The organism is Nonomuraea sp. NPDC049625 (assembly GCF_040675285.1).
Taxonomy (GTDB): Bacteria; Actinomycetota; Actinomycetes; order Streptosporangiales; family Streptosporangiaceae; genus Nonomuraea; species Nonomuraea angiospora_A.
This window is the reverse complement of the sequence record NZ_JBFAOQ010000007.1, coordinates 46,112-63,211: the sequence shown is the minus strand read 5'-3', so window position 1 is coordinate 63,211 and position 17,100 is coordinate 46,112. Positions and strand designations below refer to the sequence as shown.

Annotated in this window: 16 protein-coding genes; 10 read left to right on the top strand and 6 right to left on the bottom strand. The window is 71.3% G+C overall.

Translation table 11 applies throughout. The annotated features are described in order from the left end of the window. Positions 1 to 40: 40 nt before the first annotated feature. On the bottom strand, positions 41 to 670 hold the full coding sequence (locus AB0J87_RS29340) for a helix-turn-helix domain-containing protein (RefSeq protein ID WP_363970230.1): 630 nt from the start codon (positions 668 to 670) through the stop codon (positions 41 to 43). A 71-nt stretch (positions 671 to 741) separates the two neighbouring features. Between AB0J87_RS29340 and AB0J87_RS29335 the strand changes: the two genes are divergently transcribed. Next, positions 742 to 1,362 carry a hypothetical protein gene (locus tag AB0J87_RS29335; RefSeq protein ID WP_363970228.1) on the top strand — a complete coding sequence of 207 codons (621 nt, stop codon included), beginning with the start codon at positions 742 to 744 and terminating at the stop codon, positions 1,360 to 1,362. A gap of 125 nt (positions 1,363 to 1,487) precedes the next feature. Further along, complete coding sequence (locus AB0J87_RS29330; protein ID WP_363970226.1) at positions 1,488 to 1,955, top strand: hypothetical protein; 468 nt, start codon at positions 1,488 to 1,490, stop codon at positions 1,953 to 1,955. On the opposite strand, the gene AB0J87_RS29325 is transcribed toward AB0J87_RS29330, so the two are convergent. Continuing rightward, on the bottom strand, positions 1,947 to 3,212 hold the full coding sequence (locus AB0J87_RS29325; protein ID WP_363970224.1) for an MFS transporter: 1,266 nt from the start codon (positions 3,210 to 3,212) through the stop codon (positions 1,947 to 1,949). The two genes, AB0J87_RS29330 and AB0J87_RS29325, sit on opposite strands and share 9 nt — an antisense overlap. Positions 3,213 to 3,390: 178 nt before the next feature. On the opposite strand from AB0J87_RS29325, the gene AB0J87_RS29320 reads away from it, so the two are divergent. Further along, positions 3,391 to 5,652: an MMPL family transporter gene (locus AB0J87_RS29320; protein ID WP_363970222.1), complete on the top strand. Its 2,262-nt coding sequence runs from the start codon at positions 3,391 to 3,393 to the stop codon at positions 5,650 to 5,652. Between the two features lie 129 nt (positions 5,653 to 5,781). Then, positions 5,782 to 7,077 carry a hypothetical protein gene (locus tag AB0J87_RS29315; RefSeq protein WP_355209586.1) on the top strand — a complete coding sequence of 432 codons (1,296 nt, stop codon included), beginning with the start codon at positions 5,782 to 5,784 and terminating at the stop codon, positions 7,075 to 7,077. A gap of 60 nt (positions 7,078 to 7,137) precedes the next feature. On the opposite strand, the gene AB0J87_RS29310 is transcribed toward AB0J87_RS29315, so the two are convergent. Continuing rightward, the gene (locus AB0J87_RS29310; protein ID WP_363970220.1) at positions 7,138 to 8,118 is read right to left on the bottom strand and encodes an aldo/keto reductase; all 981 of its coding nucleotides are present in this window, start codon (positions 8,116 to 8,118) and stop codon (positions 7,138 to 7,140) included. Between the two features lie 62 nt (positions 8,119 to 8,180). Between AB0J87_RS29310 and AB0J87_RS29305 the strand changes: the two genes are divergently transcribed. From AB0J87_RS29305 to AB0J87_RS29290, 4 genes are all read left to right on the top strand, one after another. After that, positions 8,181 to 9,059: a LysR substrate-binding domain-containing protein gene (locus AB0J87_RS29305; RefSeq protein ID WP_363970218.1), complete on the top strand. Its 879-nt coding sequence runs from the start codon at positions 8,181 to 8,183 to the stop codon at positions 9,057 to 9,059. Positions 9,060 to 9,092: 33 nt separating this feature from the next. Then, positions 9,093 to 9,293, top strand: coding sequence for an EF-hand domain-containing protein (locus AB0J87_RS29300; RefSeq protein ID WP_192788314.1), 201 nt, complete (start codon positions 9,093 to 9,095; stop codon positions 9,291 to 9,293). Positions 9,294 to 9,356: 63 nt separating this feature from the next. Next, on the top strand, positions 9,357 to 10,520 hold the full coding sequence (locus tag AB0J87_RS29295) for a helix-turn-helix domain-containing protein (RefSeq protein WP_363970216.1): 1,164 nt from the start codon (positions 9,357 to 9,359) through the stop codon (positions 10,518 to 10,520). A gap of 53 nt (positions 10,521 to 10,573) precedes the next feature. After that, on the top strand, positions 10,574 to 12,235 hold the full coding sequence (locus tag AB0J87_RS29290; RefSeq protein ID WP_363970214.1) for an alpha-amylase family protein: 1,662 nt from the start codon (positions 10,574 to 10,576) through the stop codon (positions 12,233 to 12,235). Between the two features lie 12 nt (positions 12,236 to 12,247). Here AB0J87_RS29290 and AB0J87_RS29285 read toward each other — a convergent pair whose 3' ends face one another. From AB0J87_RS29285 to AB0J87_RS29275, 3 genes are read right to left on the bottom strand one after another with little or no spacing between them, the layout of a single operon-like run. Then, positions 12,248 to 12,847 carry a hypothetical protein gene (locus tag AB0J87_RS29285; protein WP_363970212.1) on the bottom strand — a complete coding sequence of 200 codons (600 nt, stop codon included), beginning with the start codon at positions 12,845 to 12,847 and terminating at the stop codon, positions 12,248 to 12,250. Further along, the gene (locus AB0J87_RS29280; RefSeq protein ID WP_363970210.1) at positions 12,844 to 13,425 is read right to left on the bottom strand and encodes an RNA polymerase sigma factor; all 582 of its coding nucleotides are present in this window, start codon (positions 13,423 to 13,425) and stop codon (positions 12,844 to 12,846) included. The genes AB0J87_RS29285 and AB0J87_RS29280 overlap by 4 nt, the downstream gene beginning before the upstream one ends. Before the next feature lie 53 nt (positions 13,426 to 13,478). Continuing rightward, the gene (locus AB0J87_RS29275; RefSeq protein ID WP_363970208.1) at positions 13,479 to 14,648 is read right to left on the bottom strand and encodes a Gfo/Idh/MocA family oxidoreductase; all 1,170 of its coding nucleotides are present in this window, start codon (positions 14,646 to 14,648) and stop codon (positions 13,479 to 13,481) included. A 232-nt stretch (positions 14,649 to 14,880) separates the two neighbouring features. On the opposite strand from AB0J87_RS29275, the gene tdh reads away from it, so the two are divergent. Then, positions 14,881 to 15,909 carry an L-threonine 3-dehydrogenase gene (tdh, locus tag AB0J87_RS29270; RefSeq protein WP_363970205.1) on the top strand — a complete coding sequence of 343 codons (1,029 nt, stop codon included), beginning with the start codon at positions 14,881 to 14,883 and terminating at the stop codon, positions 15,907 to 15,909. Beyond that, the gene (locus tag AB0J87_RS29265; protein ID WP_350738437.1) at positions 15,909 to 17,078 is read left to right on the top strand and encodes a glycine C-acetyltransferase; all 1,170 of its coding nucleotides are present in this window, start codon (positions 15,909 to 15,911) and stop codon (positions 17,076 to 17,078) included. The genes tdh and AB0J87_RS29265 overlap by 1 nt, the downstream gene beginning before the upstream one ends. Positions 17,079 to 17,100 lie beyond the last annotated feature (22 nt).

Here is a 17,100-nt window from a genome sequence, read left to right as displayed (position 1 = left end):
CCTTTATATGTAACAACCGTCCGCCATCGGCCTGGAGATGTCAACCCAGCGCGGCGGCCAGCTCGGCGGCGGCGGCGACCACCCGAGGGCCCGTGGACTCCTCGAGCGGCCCGAACGTCACCACCCCCACCGACGCCTCCAACCAGGGCAGCCCGGTGACAGGCGCGGCGACGCCCCGCGCACCTTCCTGCAACTGCCCCTCCGTCGCGAAGTAGTCGTCACGCCCCTCGCGCAGCGCCAGGATCGCCTGCCCCGCCGCGCCTTTCGTCAGCGGATGGCGCGAGCCCTCGCGATAGGCCACGTGCATGTCGGTCCAGGACGGCTCCACCACCGCCACGGCCAGCCCGTCGTCGCCCTCGGCCACGGTCAGGTGCGCGGTCGCGCCCACGGCCTCGGCCAGCCGCCGCAGCGTCGGCACCGCCGCGGCCCGCAGCAGCGGCTGCACGGCCTGCGCCAGCACCAGCACCCCGAACCCGAGGTGCACCCGCCCCTCGGCGTCCCGCCGCACGAACCCCTCGTTCATCAGCGTCGTCAGCAGCCGGTACACCACGGGACGGCTCAGCGACAGCTCGGCGCTCAGCTCGGTCGGCGTCCGGCCGCCCCTCCCGTCGGCGAGCAGTCTCAGCAGGCGAAGCCCGCGTTCCAGGGTCTGAGCGGATTCAGCGGCCATGCGACCGATTATCCAGTGACTGTTCGCGCTGGTGAGGGTACTTACCCCGGGAGAGGTCGGGGGGGGTGGCTATGCGGCAGTGGTGGGTGTTCCTGCTCGCGGGCTTCGCCGTGTGCGCGTTGTCCGCCGCCGTGCCCACGCTCACCATGACGCCGATGTCCCGGCAACTCCCCCTCGACCCCGTGCACGGGAGCCTGGTCGAGGACACCTTCTACGTCACCGAGGGCATCGAGGTGCACCAGCAGCTCCTGCCCGCCGCGAAGGGCGTCACGTTCCGCCCCGGCTACCTCGCGGTCGGGATCAGGGTCGACCAGAGCGGCCTGCTGTACGGCAAGCCGCAGCGTTCCGGCACGTACCTCGCCGCCGTCCGGATGTGCGAGGGGCAGTCGTGCCAGGACCAGCGGCTCACCTTCGTCGTGCTCGGCAACGTGCCGTGGGAGCCGCGCGAGCTGACCTTCCCCGGCCGGGCCGGCACCCCGCTGAACGGGGAGATCGGCATCAACGGCGGCCCGTCCGGCGTGCTGCCGACGTTCACCGTGACCGACCGCGCCACGCTGCCCCGCGACGTGATCATCGGGCCCGACGGCCACGTGAGCGGCGTGCCCGCGGCCGCGGGCATCTCCGAGGTGCCGGTGCGGATCTGCGTGGCGGGAAACTGCGCGGGCGTCGTGGTACGGCTCATCATCGCCTGAGCCTGCCCTCCGGCGCACGCGTGGTAGGGCTCGCCTCACCGGAACTCGGCGGCCAGCGGGCATGCCCCCACCCCGCCCGAAAGCGGACACTTCAGGCGTAGTCATTCACCTTTGGAGGCCACGCCATGACCACCGTCCTCGACACCCCCCGCAGAGCCGACCCGCCGCCCGTCGTCCACACCGCCGCCATGCTCTGGCTGGTCGCCGTCGCCTTCGGGGCGCTGGAGACCGTGCTGGTGGTCTCCGAGCAGCTGTACACGGGCGCCTCCACGGTCGCCGAACTGCTGCCGCAGGTCGGGATCCGGCTGGCGGTGTTCGCGGGGGCCGCCTTCCTGGCGCTGCGGCTCAAGGCCGGGGCGAACTGGGCACGCTGGACCCTCGGCGTGACACTCGGCGTCTTCGGCACGCTCTCTCTCGTGATCGGCCCCGTCCAGTGGCTGCTGGCCGGCGGCTCGATCGCGGAGGCCGTCGCCGGGACGGACGCGATGGGGCTGATCTTCGCGGGCAGCCGGATCCTGCACGTGGTGGCCGTGCTGGGGGCGGTGACGCTGATGTTCCAGCCCAGGGCCAACGCCTACTTCAGGTCAGCTTGAGATCGGCTCCCGCTCCGGGGCGCGCAGGTTGCGCACCCCGGGAGCCAGCAGGGCGGCGAGGGTGGACAGCACGATGATGACGGCACAGGCGAGCAGCGTCTCCTCCGTGCCGAACAGATCGGCCGCCTGCCCCGCCACCAGCAGCCCGATCGGCCCGAACATCATCGACCCGAGCATGTCGTACGAGCTCACCCGCGACAGCGACTCGGACGGGACCTCGCGCTGCATCGTGGTCTGCCACAGGACGCCGAACACGTCGAAGCACACGCCCAGCACGAACGCCCCGGCCACGATCGCCCAGAGCGGCGCGTCCAGCCCCAGCAGCACGTACGGCAGCGCGGGCGGCAGGCAGAGCAGCACGGCCACCAGGATCGGCCGGCGCGGCCGCAGCCGCATCGCGACCAGCACGCCGACGATCGTGCCGACCGCCTCGCCCGCCAGGAACGCCGACCAGGCCGCGGGCCCGCCCAGCGTCTCCTTCGCGATCAGCGGGCCGAGCACCCCGTGACCGGCCTGGATGGCCATGACCATCAGCGAGAACTGCGCGACCACCACCCAGATCCACTGCCGCGAGCTGAACTCCCGCCAGCCGTCCCGCAGGTCGGCCAGCACCGAGTGCCGCTCCCGCCGGTTCGCGACCGGCTCCAGCCGCAGCAGCGCCAGCAGCGCGCCCGCCACCGCGAACATCGCGCCGCTCATGACCAGCGCCCAGCCCCCGCCCCGGGCCCATCCCTCGTCTCCGCCGAGTAGCACCACCGTGCCGCCGCCCAGCACCGCGCCCGCCACCCGCGAGGCGTTCTGGCCCAGGCCGAGCAGGGCGTTGCCGGCCTGCAGCCGGTCGGGCGGCACGACCTCGGGGATGATCCCGGTCAGCGCCGGGAACATGATCGCAATACCCACCCCGGTCACCGCCGCCGCCGCGGACAGCGCGGGCAGCGGGGTCCAGCCGGCGAGCAGCATCGCGCCCAGCGCGAAGAACCCCATCGCCATCAGGGACTCACCGGCCATCATCACCCACTTGCGCGGCAGCCGGTCCGCGAGCACCCCGCCGAACAGGATGAACACGATCATGGGCACCGACTCGGCGGTGAGCACGACGGACAGGGTCGCGGCGGTGGCGCCGGGCAGGCCGAGCACGCCGAACGCCAGGGCCACCGGGGCGAACGCGCTGCCCAGGACCGACAGGGTCCGCGCCGACAGCAGCAGCGCGAAACGGCGATCCCGGAGCAACCCGAGATCGCTGAGATAACTGTGCACCGGCACGCCCCCCTGAAAACAGTCAAACCCCGCCATTCTGCCGAGTTCTCTCGCCGATGTCGCCTGAATATTGGGTCCCGCTGACAAGACTGGAAGCGGAATATGTGCGCGTTTGGCAAGAATCCAGCCTCGATCTCCCGTAATTTGCTAGGACCCTGCTGTCGGCGAGGGGACTCCATTGGGGCGGCTGGTCTATCGCGGTAGATGGACGCTGCTGGCGCTCAGCCTGGTGGCGGCCCTGCTCGTCGCGCCGCTGGCGCTGTCCGGGCAGGCGGTGGGCGGCGGCTTCGAGGACCCGCGCGCCGACTCGGCGACCGCCGCGCGCTGGAGCGCGGAGTGGTACGCCGGCCAGAGCCCCGACGTGGTCGTCCTCTACCGGCACCCGGCGGTCAAGGTGCGCGACCCGCGCTACAAGAAGGCGGTGCACGACTCGCTGCGGGGGCTGCCGGCCGAGTACGTGCGCGGGGTGGTCACGTACTGGACGACCGGGTCGAAGGCGATGGTGTCCAGGGACGGGCATTCGACGTACGCGATCGTCACGCTGAAGGGCGCCAAGCGGGCGAGCTACGCGGCGGTGGCGGCGCGGCTCAGGGCCGTCAAGAACCTGCGCGTCGCGGTCGGCGGGCCGGTGCCGGTGCAGGCCGAGCTCGACGGCGAGGCCGCCGCCGACCTGGCCCGCGCGGGGGCGGTCGCGGCGCCGGTGCTGCTGGTGCTGCTCGTGGTGGTGTTCGGGAGCCTGGTGGCGGCCCTGTTGCCGCTGGTCGTGGGGCTGCTCGCGGTGCTCGGCGCGCTGGCGCTGCTGCCCGGGGTGTCCGTCTACTCCTTTTATGCCGTCGTGCTCCTCGGGCTCGGGCTTGCGGCGGCGTACTCGCTGCTCCTGCTCAGGGCGTTCAGGGAGGAGATCGGGGGCGGCGCGTCGAACGAGCAGGCCGTGGCGGGCACGGTGGCCACGGCCGGGCGGACCGTGGGCGTGGCCGGGGTGAGCGTGGCCACGTCGCTGCTGGGGCTGACGCTGTTCCCGCAGCCGTTCCTGGGCTCGCTCGGGCTGGCGGCGGCGGCCGTGGCGCTGGTCGCCTCGGTGGTCGCGGTGCTCGTGGCGCCCGCCCTGCTGGGGGTGCTCGGGCGGCGCGTGGACGCGCTGCGCGTCAGGCCCATGTCCGTACGGCGGGACGGCGGGCTGTGGGACGGCGTGGCGCGCCGGCCGGTCGTGTACCTGGTGGCGGTGACGATCGTGCTGGTCGCGCTGGCGGGACCGCTGCTGCGCGTCGAGTTCGGGAACGCGGACCACCGGGCGCTGCCCGCCGCCTCCGAGGGCCGCCGGGTGACCGAGACGATCGAGCGCGACTTCGCCAGGAACGCGCTGTCGCCAATCGACGTGCACGTCGTGGTGGAGCCGCTGGACGGCACCGCCGTCACCGCGCTCGACGTCCGCCCCATCACGGAGCGGCTGGAGCGGCTGCCGCACGTCACCGGGGTCGAGACGGCGGGCCTCTCACGGCCGAACCGCGCGGTGCGGCTGGCCGTCCGCCACGACCTCGATCCCCTGTCGGCGCAGGCCGGGGACCTGGTCGCCGCGATCAGGTCCGCGGCCCAGGGGCCGGACGTCCGGCAGGTCGTGGTCGGCGGGCCCGTCGCGGCGCGGCTGGACCTCCTGGCCGGGCTCTCCGGCACGCTGCCATGGCTGGCGGTGGTGGTGTGCTCGGCGATGGCGGCGGTGCTGTCGCTCGCCTTCGGGTCGCTGGTGCTGCCCGTTCCGGCGGTGATCGCGAGCCTGCTGTCCGCCGCTGCGTCGTTCGGGGTGATCGGGTGGGTGTTCCGGAGCGGCTTCCTGGGTTTCGCCGGCCCCCTGGACGTCTCCGTCGCGCTGCTGATCGGGGTCGTGGCGTTCGGGCTGTCGGTCGTCCACCAGGTGTTCCTGGTCTCGGAGGCGCGTACGGGGAACTCCGCGGTGGCGGAGCCGCGGGAGGTGATCATCGGTGCGGCGCTGCTGACGGTGGCGGCCGGCGGGGCGTTCGCGACGGCCGGGATCGCGGTGGTGAGGCTGCTCGGGGTGGGTCTGTGCGTGGCGGTGGCGGTGGACGCCGTGCTGGTGCGGCTGCTGCTGGTGCCCGCCGCCCTGCGGCTGCTGGGCCCGGCGAACTGGTGGCCGCTGCGCGCCCGATCCCCCGCCGCGTCCGCGAGCGTTCACGAAGTCGAGCCGCCCCGCGAGAGGCCCTCACTCCCGCCCGCTCCCCAGGGCGATCGGCGCCCGTTGACGGGCGGGCGGCCCGCGATCATCGTCAAGGGACGGCCGGCCGTCTTCGGCGCGGACACCGATCCGGTGCCGGTGCCCGCCGAGCCTCCGCAGCCGGGATGGGTGAAGGTGGCGGCGGGGCGCACCCGGGCGGTACGCGCCGACCCCGGCGGCGCCGGCTGGACGTGGGTCGAGGTGGACGACTGAGTTCTCGTAACAAGCGCGGCTACTTCGCGTCGAATAGTGCGTGAAGAAGCCATAGATCTCATTGAACGTTATTGATCGTCCGGATAGTGTGCGATATGCCCACGATCATCCCCTGGAAGTAAAGGTGCCATGCGAAAGCGGCTGCGGCAGATCTTCGTCATCGGATTAGCCCTCTCGCTCCTGGGTGTCGGCGTCCCAGCGTGGTCGGAGGACGACCCCCGAGGCTGCAACGACCTGATGTCGGCCGACACCCCGGCGTACGTCGTCTGCCGGTGGCTGGCCACCCCCGAGGAGGCCGCGGACATCGCGAAGTTCTGGCTGGACAACGACGGCGAGCACATGCAGGAAGCCGGTCCCTCGAACTCGATCCTGGTGGACTGCACCGAAGAGGGCAACTCCTGCCCGACCGACTCCGAGGGCGACGGCGAGATGCACGACGTCGACTCCCCGGACGTCCCCGGCGCCGAGGACGGCGGCACGCCTGAGTGCCAGAACAGCGACCAGTGCGGCTACGTCGACCCCACCGGCATCAGCGCCGCCGAGAAGGAGTCCGCGCAGGAGACCCCGGCCGGCAAGGCCGCGCAGGCCGCCGTCCAGACGACCATGCGCCTGTGGATCGAGACCGAGCTGGCCGACGACTACAAGGCCGGCAAGCTGGCCGAGGGCGTCAAGAAGATCGCCGCGCTGGTCGCCACGCAACCCGGGGTGATCGGCATCCGGTTCACCTCGCAGCTCGGCTACAACAAGACGTTCGCGACGGCGGACGAGCTGGACAAGTTCGTGAATGAGGCCACGGTCGCGCTGCGTACCGCGGTGCCGGGCAAGAAGCTGTCGGCGCACACGGTGGTGCCGCTGTTCGGCTGCGGCGCGAACGACGCCTGCAAGACCGAGATGACCAAGAAGTACCCGCTGCTCGACCCCGACCGCATCGGCGCCTGGCTCTCCAAGGGCCTGATCGACCAGCTCTCCCTGGACGACGGCCACCTGGGCACCGAGTACGCCACCTGGAAGATCGACGCCACCGAGGCCCAGCGCAACCAGTGGATCCAGGTCCGCGCCCGCGCCTGGGACGCCTACGCGCAGATCGCCAGCGAGGACGCCTCCTTCGCCACCGCCGGCACCTCCAACCTCAACGAGGAGCAGGCCACCAAGGCGATCACCGAGCGCATCGCCTCCCCGCTCCAGGACGACGCCGCCGAGACGGTCACCCTGTGGACCCGCTGGCAGAACGACCAGGGCCAGGTCAGCCGGGTGTACGGCGAGAAGTGGGCCGCCAACGTCACCTGGGACCAGCTCAAGAAGCTCGACGCGGTCCGCCCCCGCCTGGCGACCATCTACGACCCGGCCAACCCCGAGGTCGACGTGGCCACCGACCTGAAGAACCTGTCGGAGGTCTTCGGCCAGGTCTACCTGCACGCCGCCTGAGACATACCGAAGACGTACGAGACCGGCCAGGAGCGCGATGCGCGCCCTGGCCGGTCGCGTTCACAGGAGCGTCCCGCCTGTCACCTCGAACTTGGCGAGGGCCTCGTCGACCCTGGCCAGCGTGTCGGCGTGGAGGGTGAGGTGGGCCGCCGCCAGGTTCTCCTCGATGTGGGCGGGAGTGCGGCTGCCGGGGATGGTCACCACGTGCTCGTCCTGGTGCAGCAGCCAGGCCAGGGCGAGCTGGGCGGGCGTGATGCCGAGCTGCGCCGCCAGGGCCCTGATCGGGGCGTAGCGGTCGTTGTTGCCCGCAAGGTTCTCCGCCGAGAAGCGGGGCGCGTTGTGCCGGAAGTCGCCCTCGGCGAGCGCCTCCACGGTGCCCGTCAGGAAGCCGGTGCCGAGCGGGCTCCACGCCACGATCCCCACGCCGAGCTCCCGCGCGGCGGCCAGCAGGCCGGGATCCAGAGGGCGCCACATCGACCACTCGTTCTGCACGGCCGTCACGGGGTGGACCGCGTGCGCGGCCCTGAGCTGGGCGGCCGTCACGTTGGACAGGCCGATGTGCTTGACCAGCCCGTCCCGCACCAGCTCGGCCAGCGCGCCGGTCATGTCCTCGATCGGCACGCCGGGGTCGGGATAGTGCGAGTAGTAGAGGTCGATCACGTCGGTGTCGAGGTTGCGCAGGCTGCGCTCCGCGTAGCGCCGGATCAGGCGGGGGTCGGCGTTCACCCGTAGCTCGTTGAACGCGTAACCGACCGGGTGCGACCTGCCCGGCTCACCCTCGGGGATCGCGAGCCCGAACTTGGTCGCGACCACCACCTCGTCCCTGCGGCCCCTGATCGCCCGGCCCACGAGGCGCTCGTTGTGGCCGTCCACGCCGTACGCGTCGCTGGTGTCCACGTGGGTCGCGCCCCCGTCGAGCGCGGCCTTGAGCGCCACCTCGGCGCGGGCGTCGTCGACGTCCCCGTAGACGCCCGGCGACAGGACCATGGCGCCGAAGCCGATGGCGGGGACCCGCAAGCTGCCAAGAGTACGTGTCTTCATGGCTTCGATCCTGCTGCGCGCGCCTCTGCCGCGTCCAAGACCCCTTGGTATAACCATTGGTTATGGACGTGCACCTGCGTGAGCTGCGCTACTTCATGGCCGTGGCCGAGGAGCTGAACGTGACGCGGGCCTCGGAGCGGCTCTTCGTGTCCCAACCGGCGCTGTCCAAGCAGCTCAGGGTGCTGGAGCGGCAGCTCGGGTTCCGGCTGTTCGAGCGGGTGCACAGCGGCGTGGTGCTCACCAGGCAGGGCGAGGCGCTCCTGCCGATCGTCCGCGACCTGCTCGAACGGTGGACGAGCGGGGTCGAGTCCGCGCGGGCCGCGGCGCCCGCCGGGACGCTGGTGATCGGGATGCAGACGGCTGTGGGCAGGGGGCTGCAGCAGGAGGCGCTGCGGGGGTTCCGTACGGCGATGCCGGGATGGGAGGTGTCGCTCAGGCTGGTGGGCTGGGACGACCCCAGCGGCGGGCTGGCCGACGGGTCCTCCGACGTGGCGTTCATCTGGCTGCCGGTGCCGCCGGGGCTGCGGACGTACGTGCTGGCCACCGAGGGCAGAGGGGTGGCCATGCCGGACGGCCATCCGCTCGCGGAGCTGGCGGAGATCCCGTTCGAGGCGCTGCGCGACGAGCCGTTCATCGCCCTGCCGCCGGAGGCCGGGCCGCTGCGGGACTTCTGGCTCGCGCGGGACGCCCGCGACGACGAGCCGGTCGTCGGGTTCACCGCGAACACGCCGGAGGAGGTGTTCGAGGCCGTGACCAGCGGGCTCGGGGTGGTGCTGGTCGCCGAGGGGAACGCCGCTCTCTACAACCGGCCCGGGATGGCCTACCGCCCGGTGACCGGGCTGGCTCCCGGGCAGCTCGCCATCGCCTGGCGAGAAGGGGATGTGAGCCCACAAGTCATGGCATTCGTCGACGCGCTACGGCGGGTCGCCACTAAGGTCTGACGCGACATCCATTCACGTGGAAGGGTGACCCCCATGAGCGACTACGCCATCACCTTCGACCTCATCGACGCCGACAAGGACGGCCGTATCTCCGCCGTCGAGCTCGTGAAGCTGATGGAGGTGCTCGGCCAGCCGGTGACCCTGGAGGCCGCCCAGGAAGGCGTGCTGAAGCTCGACAAGGACGGCGACGGCCTGATCGACCTGGAGGAGTTCGCCGCTTTCCTCCAGAAGTGACAAAAACAAGCTCTTGCTACACATTCTCCTGTTGCCTGGGTCACAATGGCGACGGGAGGGACGATGGTCATCACGAGTGAAATCCCCGTGCAGGCGCTCAGGGCGGGCATCGGCAGGGTCTCGGCAGAGGTGATCGAGGAGATCCAGACCCGGATCCCCGAGTACGCCAGGCCATCGGACGAGCTCTACATCAAGGTCGTCAGGATGGCGGCCGAGCAGGCCATCGAGGGCTTCCTCGACCGCGTCGAGAACCCGGGCGCTCCCTGGGACCCCGAGCCGTTCCGCATGATCGGCAGGGGCGAGGCGGCCGAGGGCCGCAACCTCGAGCCGCTGCAGACCGCGATGCGGCTCGGCGCCCGGGTCTGCTGGCGGCGGCTGACCGAGCTCGCCGAGCCGCTGCGCCTGTCCCCGCAGACCCTGTACGACCTGGGCGAGGCCATCTTCGTCTACCTCGACCGGCTCGCCGACGCGGCGGCCGAGGGCTTCGAGGAGGCCAGGGCGCACGCCGCGGGCGAGACCGAACGCCGCCGCGGCCGCCTGCTCGACCTGCTGCTCAGCCGCCCGCCCGCCAGCGCGGAGGCCATCGCCGAGCTGGCCAAGGCCGCCGGGTGGCGGCAGCCCAGGACGGTCGCCTGCGTGGCGTTCGACGACCGGCACGGCGCCTACCGCGCCCCCGCGCTGCCGCCCGACGTGCTCACCGGGCTGGACAGGCCCGTGCCCTGCCTGCTCGCGCCCGACCCCACCGGTCCCGGCCAGGCCCAGTTGCTCGACCAGGCGTTGCGCGGACGCCAGGCCGCGATCGGCCCCGCCGTGCCCCTCTCGGCCGCCGCGACCTCGCTGCGCTGGGCCGGAGAGGCCCTGGAGCTGTCGCGGCGCGGCATCCTGCCCCGGGGGCCGCTGCGGTGCGCGGACCACATGGCGACGCTGGTGGTGTTCAAGGACGAGGAGCTGGTCGGCACGCTGGCGGAAGCGCGGCTGGCGCCCCTGGCCGACCTGCGGCCCGCCCAGCAGGACCGGCTCGCGGAGACGCTGCTGGCCTGGCTGCGGCACGGCCGGGGCGCGGGCGAGGTGGCCGCCACGCTGCACGTGCACCCGCAGACCGTGCGCTACCGGCTGCGGCAGCTCGAGGAGCTGTTCGGCGACCAGCTCGCCGATCCGGACATCCGCTTCGAGCTGGAGATCGCGCTGCGGGCCAGGCAGGCCGTCCAGGCGAGCACCCGTACCTGAACCTCCTGCGGACACGGCGGTCTGAGCGCGCGCGTGGCGGGTAGCGGCCACCCATGCGACTGACGTACACCTCCGACGTCTGGTGGAAGAACGCCGTCATCTACTGCCTCGACGTGGAGACGTTCAAGGACGGGAACGACGACGGCGTGGGCGACTTCCGCGGGCTGACGCAGCAGGTCGACTACCTCGCGGGGCTCGGCGTGACGTGTCTCTGGCTCATGCCGTTCTTCCCCACCCCCAACCGGGACGACGGATACGACATCACCGACTTCTACCGCATCGACCCGCGGCTGGGCACGCTGGGCGACTTCGTGGAGTTCATGCGGACCGCCAACGACAGGGGGCTGCGGGTGATCGCGGACCTCGTCGTCAACCACACCTCCGACCGGCACCCCTGGTTCGTGGAGGCCCGGTCGAGCCGGGACTCCCCCATGCGCGACTGGTACGTCTGGTCCGACTCCCCGGAGCCCGACGACCCCTCGCAGATCGTCTTCCCCGACAAGGAGAACAGCGTCTGGCAGTACGACGAGGGGTCCGGACAGTACTACCTGCACAGCTTCTACCGGCACCAGCCGGATCTGAACGTCGGCAACCCCGAGGTCAGGGACGAGATCGCGCGCATCCTCGGCTTCTGGATGGAGCTCGGGCTGTCCGGGTTCAGGGTCGACGCGGTGCCGTTCCTCATCGAGAACGTCGATCCGAAGCTGGCGAACCCGCACGAGTTCCTGGCGGACCTGCGGGCGTTCATGACGCGGCGCAAGGGCGGGTCGATCCTGCTGGGCGAGGTCAACGTCCCGTACAAGGACCTGACCCGGTTCTTCGGAGAGGGTCTGGGCGATCAGCTCACCATGTGCTTCGACTTCATCGGCATGCAGAACGCCTGGCTGTCGCTGGCGCGCCACGACGCCACACCCCTCGCCGACGCCCTGCGCGAGCGCCCCGAGCCGCCGAAGGACTGCCAGTGGGCCGTGTTCCTGCGCAACCACGACGAGCTCACTTTAGACAAGCTCACGGACGAGGAGCGGCAGGAGGTCTTCGAGGCGTTCGGCCCGCGCGAGGACATGCAGATCTTCGGCCGCGGCCTGCGCCGCCGGCTGCCGACGATGCTCGGCGGGGACCTGCGGCGCATGAAGATGGCCTACAGCCTGCTGTTCTCGCTGCCGGGCACGCCGGTGATCTTCTACGGCGAGGAGATCGGCATGGGCGAGAACCTCGACGCGGAGGGCCGCATGGCGGTCCGCGTCCCGATGCAGTGGTCCGCGGACGGCGGCTTCACCCAGGTCGACCCGGTACGCGAGATCCCGGACGGCTCCTTCGCCCCCGACCGCGTCAACGTGGCCGACCAGAAGCGGGACGTGGACTCGCTGCTGCGCTGGTTCCAGCTGCTCATCGAGCGCTACCGGGAGTGCCCCGAACTGGCGTGGGGCGACTACACGGTGCTGGAGACCGGCGACCGGGCGGTCCTCGCGCACCGCTGCGACGCCGACGGGGCCACGGTGGTGGTCGCGCACAACCTCTGCGACACGGTCAGGGACGTGGAGCTGACCCTGGAGGGGCTCGGGGGCCACCAGCTCACGGACCTGCTGGTGGACGGCACGCTGGAGGTCTCGGCCGAGGGCTCCGTACGGCTCCCGCTGGACCCGTACGGCTCCCGCTGGCTCCGCGCCTCCCCCCGGGAGCTCCCCCCGGAGGACGCCTCGGTCAAGGCCCGCTGACCCGGGGACGGGTCAGTGCGAGAGGGGGGCGTCCGTGGTGTCCACCAGCTCGCAGTCCGCGATGGGGCCCTCGCCGACGGCGGCCCAGATGCCCGCCACGACGCCGCCCCCGACCTCCCCGACGCTGAACTCCAGCACCCCCGTCTGTCCGGGCCCGATGACCTTCGGGTCGATGACGAAACCCGGCTCCATGTCCTCGGTCGGTTCCCAGCCCTTCGGGGCCGGGAACACCGACAGCGGCGCCTCCTCATCGCTGAGGAAGTGGCTGCTGCGCGGCTGCGGGCTGCACTTCTTGCCATGGGGAATGTAGTCCACCACCACGTTCGCCCCCATGGCCCGCAGGTCCTCCTGGAGCCTCTTCGGGTCCTTGGCCTCGTTGATGGTGATGCGGATGAAGCCGTCGGGCCCCTTGGTCACGGCGTACGCCGGGCCGCCGCCGATCAGCAGCGGGACCGCCACCGCGGCGGCGGCCGCCAGCCCCGCGACGGGGGCCAGGAGGGCGGGGCGCGGGAGTCGCCTGCGGGCGGGCCTGCGGTCGATCTCGGTCATCACGAACTCCTTGAGCAGTCGGTGACGGCCCTCGGGAAGATCGCGTTCGGTCGGCCAGTTCATCGGATCTCCTCCTTGTCGGGGCCGGGTTCACCTACTACCTGTCGGGTCGCCGGCGGCGGTTCCCCGGCGGCCGCGAGTTTCTTCCTGGCCCGCGACAGCCGGGAGCGCACGGTGCCGACGGGGATGCCGAGCGCCTCGGCCGCCTGGGCATAGTCGAGCCCGGCCCAGACGCACAACGCGAACACGTCCTGCTCCTGGCGGCGCAGCCGCCCGTACGCCTGCCGCACCGCCGCCAGCCGCCCGGCGTCGTCGATGCGGCCCACGACCTCGTCGGCGAAGTCGGGCACCTGCTCGCCCCTGGGCAGCCTGGCCAGCGCGTCGTCGTGCCTGCGGGCGGCCCGGCGCACGTTGCGGGCCACGTTGGTGGCGATGCCGAGCAGCCAGGGGCGCAGCGAGCCGCCCTCGGGGTCGATCCGGCCCCGTAACCGCCAGGCTTCGAGGAACGTCAGCGCCATCACGTCCTCGGCCGTGGACCAGTTGGCGGTCAGGCGGAAGGCGTGGTTGTAGACGGATTTCGCGCAGTCGTCGAAGAGCTCGCCGAACGCCGCCTGGTCCCCGTCGCGTATGCGGGCACGCATCGACATATCCACATCTGTCTACTGTCCGCGCGGCGCGCCGGGTTCCCGCGGGATCAGCTCTGGCCGTTGTCGAAGTACGCGGCCAACTCCGCGTCAAGGGGCGGCACGTCGTACGGCATGCCGCCGTTGCGCAGCGACATCGTGGCCATGTAGCCCGCCGCCACGCTCATCCTGGCCGCCACCGGCGAGGTGTCCGTCGCGCCGCCGTCCCGGACGAACCGGCAGAACTCCGCCACGATCTGCGCGTCCGCTCCCCCGTGCGAGCCCTCCGCCGGAGGCACCTTGTACGCGATGTCGCAGTCGTCCCGGTAGGCCGTGGGGCCCCGGTTCCAAACCTTGACCGTGTCCCCGGGCTCGTCGCCGAAGTTCTCCAGGCGGCCCTCCGTGCCGATGACCGTGTAGTTGCGCACGTAGTCGGGCGTGAAGTGGCACTGCTGGTAGGCGGCGATGACGCCGTTGTCGAGCCGCATGTTCATCACCGACACGTCCTCGACGTCCACGATGTGGTGCAGGCCGGTGCGCGAGGTCGGCGGCCACTCGTACTCCTCCAGCCACCCGTCGGGCCGCGGCGTGCCGGGCTCGCGGCGCGGCAGGTCGCCGTAAACCATGAGGTCGCCGAACGCGTTCACCCTGGTCGTGTAGCCGCCGGCGAGCCAGTGGATGACGTCCAGGTCGTGGGCCGCCTTCTGCAGCAGCAGGCCCGTGGTGCGGGTGCGGTCGGCGTGCCAGTCCTTGAAGTAGTAGTCGCCGCCGTAGGAGACGAAGTGGCGCACCCAGACGGTCTTCGGCTCGCCGATGTCGCCCTTGCGGATGATGTCGCGCATGAGCCGGACCACGCCCATGTGCCGCATGTTGTGGCCCACGTACAGGCGGGTGCCGGTGTCGCGGGCGGCGCGCAGGACGTTGTCGCAGCCCTCGACGGTGATCGCCATCGGCTTCTCCAGGTAGACGGCCTTGCCGGCCTGGAGGCAGTCGATGGCGATGCGCTCGTGGGTGTCGTCGGGGGTGTTGACGATGATCGCGTCGAGGTCGGGCCGGTCGAGCAGCTCGCGGTAGTCCCCGGTCAGGAACTCCGCCTCGAACCGCCCCGCCTGGCTCTTGAGCACCGCCGGGTCGGAGTCGCACAGCGCGGTCACGACCGCACCCTTGCCCGGCCGGTGCGCGTGCAGGGAGAGGCTCGTCCGCAGCCCGAGGCCGATGACTCCGATACGCAGGTCTTCCACTGATGTCCCTTCCCGAATCAGCCGCAGCAGACGCCAGGCTAGTACTCATTTGTGCAGATAAACAGCTTGAATCATGCAGCTCTGAGCAATGCGAAGGGTCGGCGAGTCCGCGCGCCACGCCTTTGCTGGGGCGTGAAGCGGAGCTGTGGGGGCACTTAAGAAAGCCTCGATGGACATCCCGGGAGGGGAGAGGGCACAGTGCGTTAGGTTCGGACTGGGGGGGAATGGAGCCATGAAAGCGCTGGTCAAAGAGAAGGCCGAGGCCGGCCTCTGGCTTGTGGACGTGCCCGAGCCCGAGGTGGGTCCCGGCGAGGTGAAGATCCGGGTCCTGCGGACCGGCATCTGCGGCACCGACCTGCATATCCGGAAATTTGATGACTGGGCGCGGCATACTCTGAAGCTCCCGCTGATCGTCGGGCACGAGTTCTCCGGCCACGTGGTCGAGGTGGCGCCGGGCGTCGAGGATGTCGCCGTCGGCGACCTCGTCAGCGGCGAGGGCCACCTCGTGTGCGGCAAGTGCCGCAACTGCATGGCGGGCCGCCGGCACCTGTGCCGCAACACGGTGGGCCTCGGCGTCAACAGGGACGGCGCCTTCGCCGAATACGTCACGCTGCCCGCCTCCAACGTCTGGGTGCACCGGGCCCCCGTCCACCCCGACGTGGCGGCCATCTTCGACCCGTTCGGGAACGCCGTACACACCGCACTGTCCTTCCCCCTGGTCGGCGAGGACGTGCTGATCACCGGGGCGGGCCCCATCGGGCTGATGGCCGCGGCGGTGGCCACGCACGTCGGCGCGCGCAACGTGATGATCACCGACGTCAGCGACGAGCGGCTCGCCCTGGCCGGCAAGCTCGGCGTCTCCCTCGCCCTCAACGTCTCCAGGACCTCGATCACCGAGGGCATGCGCCAGCTCCACATGCGCGAGGGCTTCGACGTGGGGCTGGAGATGTCCGGCAACCCGCAGGCCATGCGCGACATGATCGCGAACATGACCCACGGGGGGAAGATCGCCATGCTCGGGCTGCCCGCCGAGGAGTTCGCCGTCGACTGGGCGACCGTCGTGACCTCCATGATCACGATCAAGGGGGTGTACGGGCGGGAGATGTTCGAGACCTGGTACAACATGTCGGTCCTGCTGGAGAAGGGCCTCGACCTCACCCCCGTCATCACCGACCGGTTCCCGTACCAAGACTTCGACGCCGCCTTCGACACGGCCGCCAGCGGCCGCACGGGCAAGGTCATCCTGGATTGGAGCGCTTGATGTTCACGAACGTGCGCGAGCAGCTGCGTACGACGCTCGACGAGATCACCGAGGCCGGGCTGCTCAAGCCCGAGCGCGTGATCGGCTCCCCGCAGAGCTCGTCGGTGAGCGTCGCCGGGCGCGAGGTCCTGAACTTCTGCGCCAACAACTACCTCGGCCTGGCCGACAACCCCACCGTGATCGAGGCGGCCAAGGAGGCGCTGGACCGGTGGGGGTTCGGCATGGCGTCCGTACGGTTCATCTGCGGCACCCAGGAGGTGCACAAGGAGCTCGAAGCACGCCTGTCGGACTTCCTCGGCATGGAGGACACCGTCCTCTACAGCTCGTGCTTCGACGCGAACGGCGGCGTGTTCGAGACCCTGCTCGACGCCCAGGACGCGGTGATCTCCGACGCGCTCAACCACGCCAGCATCATCGACGGCATCAGGCTCTCCAAGGCCCAGCGCTTCCGCTACGCCAACCGCGACATGGCCGAGCTGGAGGCCCGGCTCAAGGAGGCGTCGGAGGCGCGGCGGCGGCTGATCGTGACCGACGGCGTGTTCTCCATGGACGGATATCTCGCGCCGTTGCGGGAGATCTGCGACCTGGCCGAGCGGTACGACGCCATGGTGATGGTCGACGACTCCCACGCCGTCGGCTTCGTCGGGCCGACCGGCCGCGGCACGCCGGAGCTGCACGGCGTCACCGACCGGATCGACATCATCACCGGCACCCTGGGCAAGGCGCTCGGCGGCGCCAGCGGCGGCTACGTCTCGGCCCGCAAGGAGATCTGCGAGCTGCTGCGCCAGCGCTCGCGCCCGTACCTGTTCTCCAACTCGCTCGCCCCCGTCATCGCCTCGGCGTCGCTGCGCATCCTCGACCTGCTGGAGACCTCGAACGAGGCCCGCGAGCAGCTCCGCTCCAACACGGCGCGCTTCCGGGGGGAGATGGCCGAGGCCGGGTTCGACATCCTGCCCGGCGACCACCCGATCGTGCCCGTGATGATCGGCGATGCCTCCGAGGCCGCGGCGATGGCCGAACGCCTGCTCGACCTCGGCATCTACGTCATCGGCTTCTCGTACCCGGTCGTGCCGCACGGCCAGGCCAGGATCCGCGTCCAGCTCTCCGCCGCCCACTCCGCGGAGGACGTCGACCGCGCGGTCCAGGCGTTCATCCAGGCCCGCGGCTGACACCCCGCCCGGAAGGGCGGCC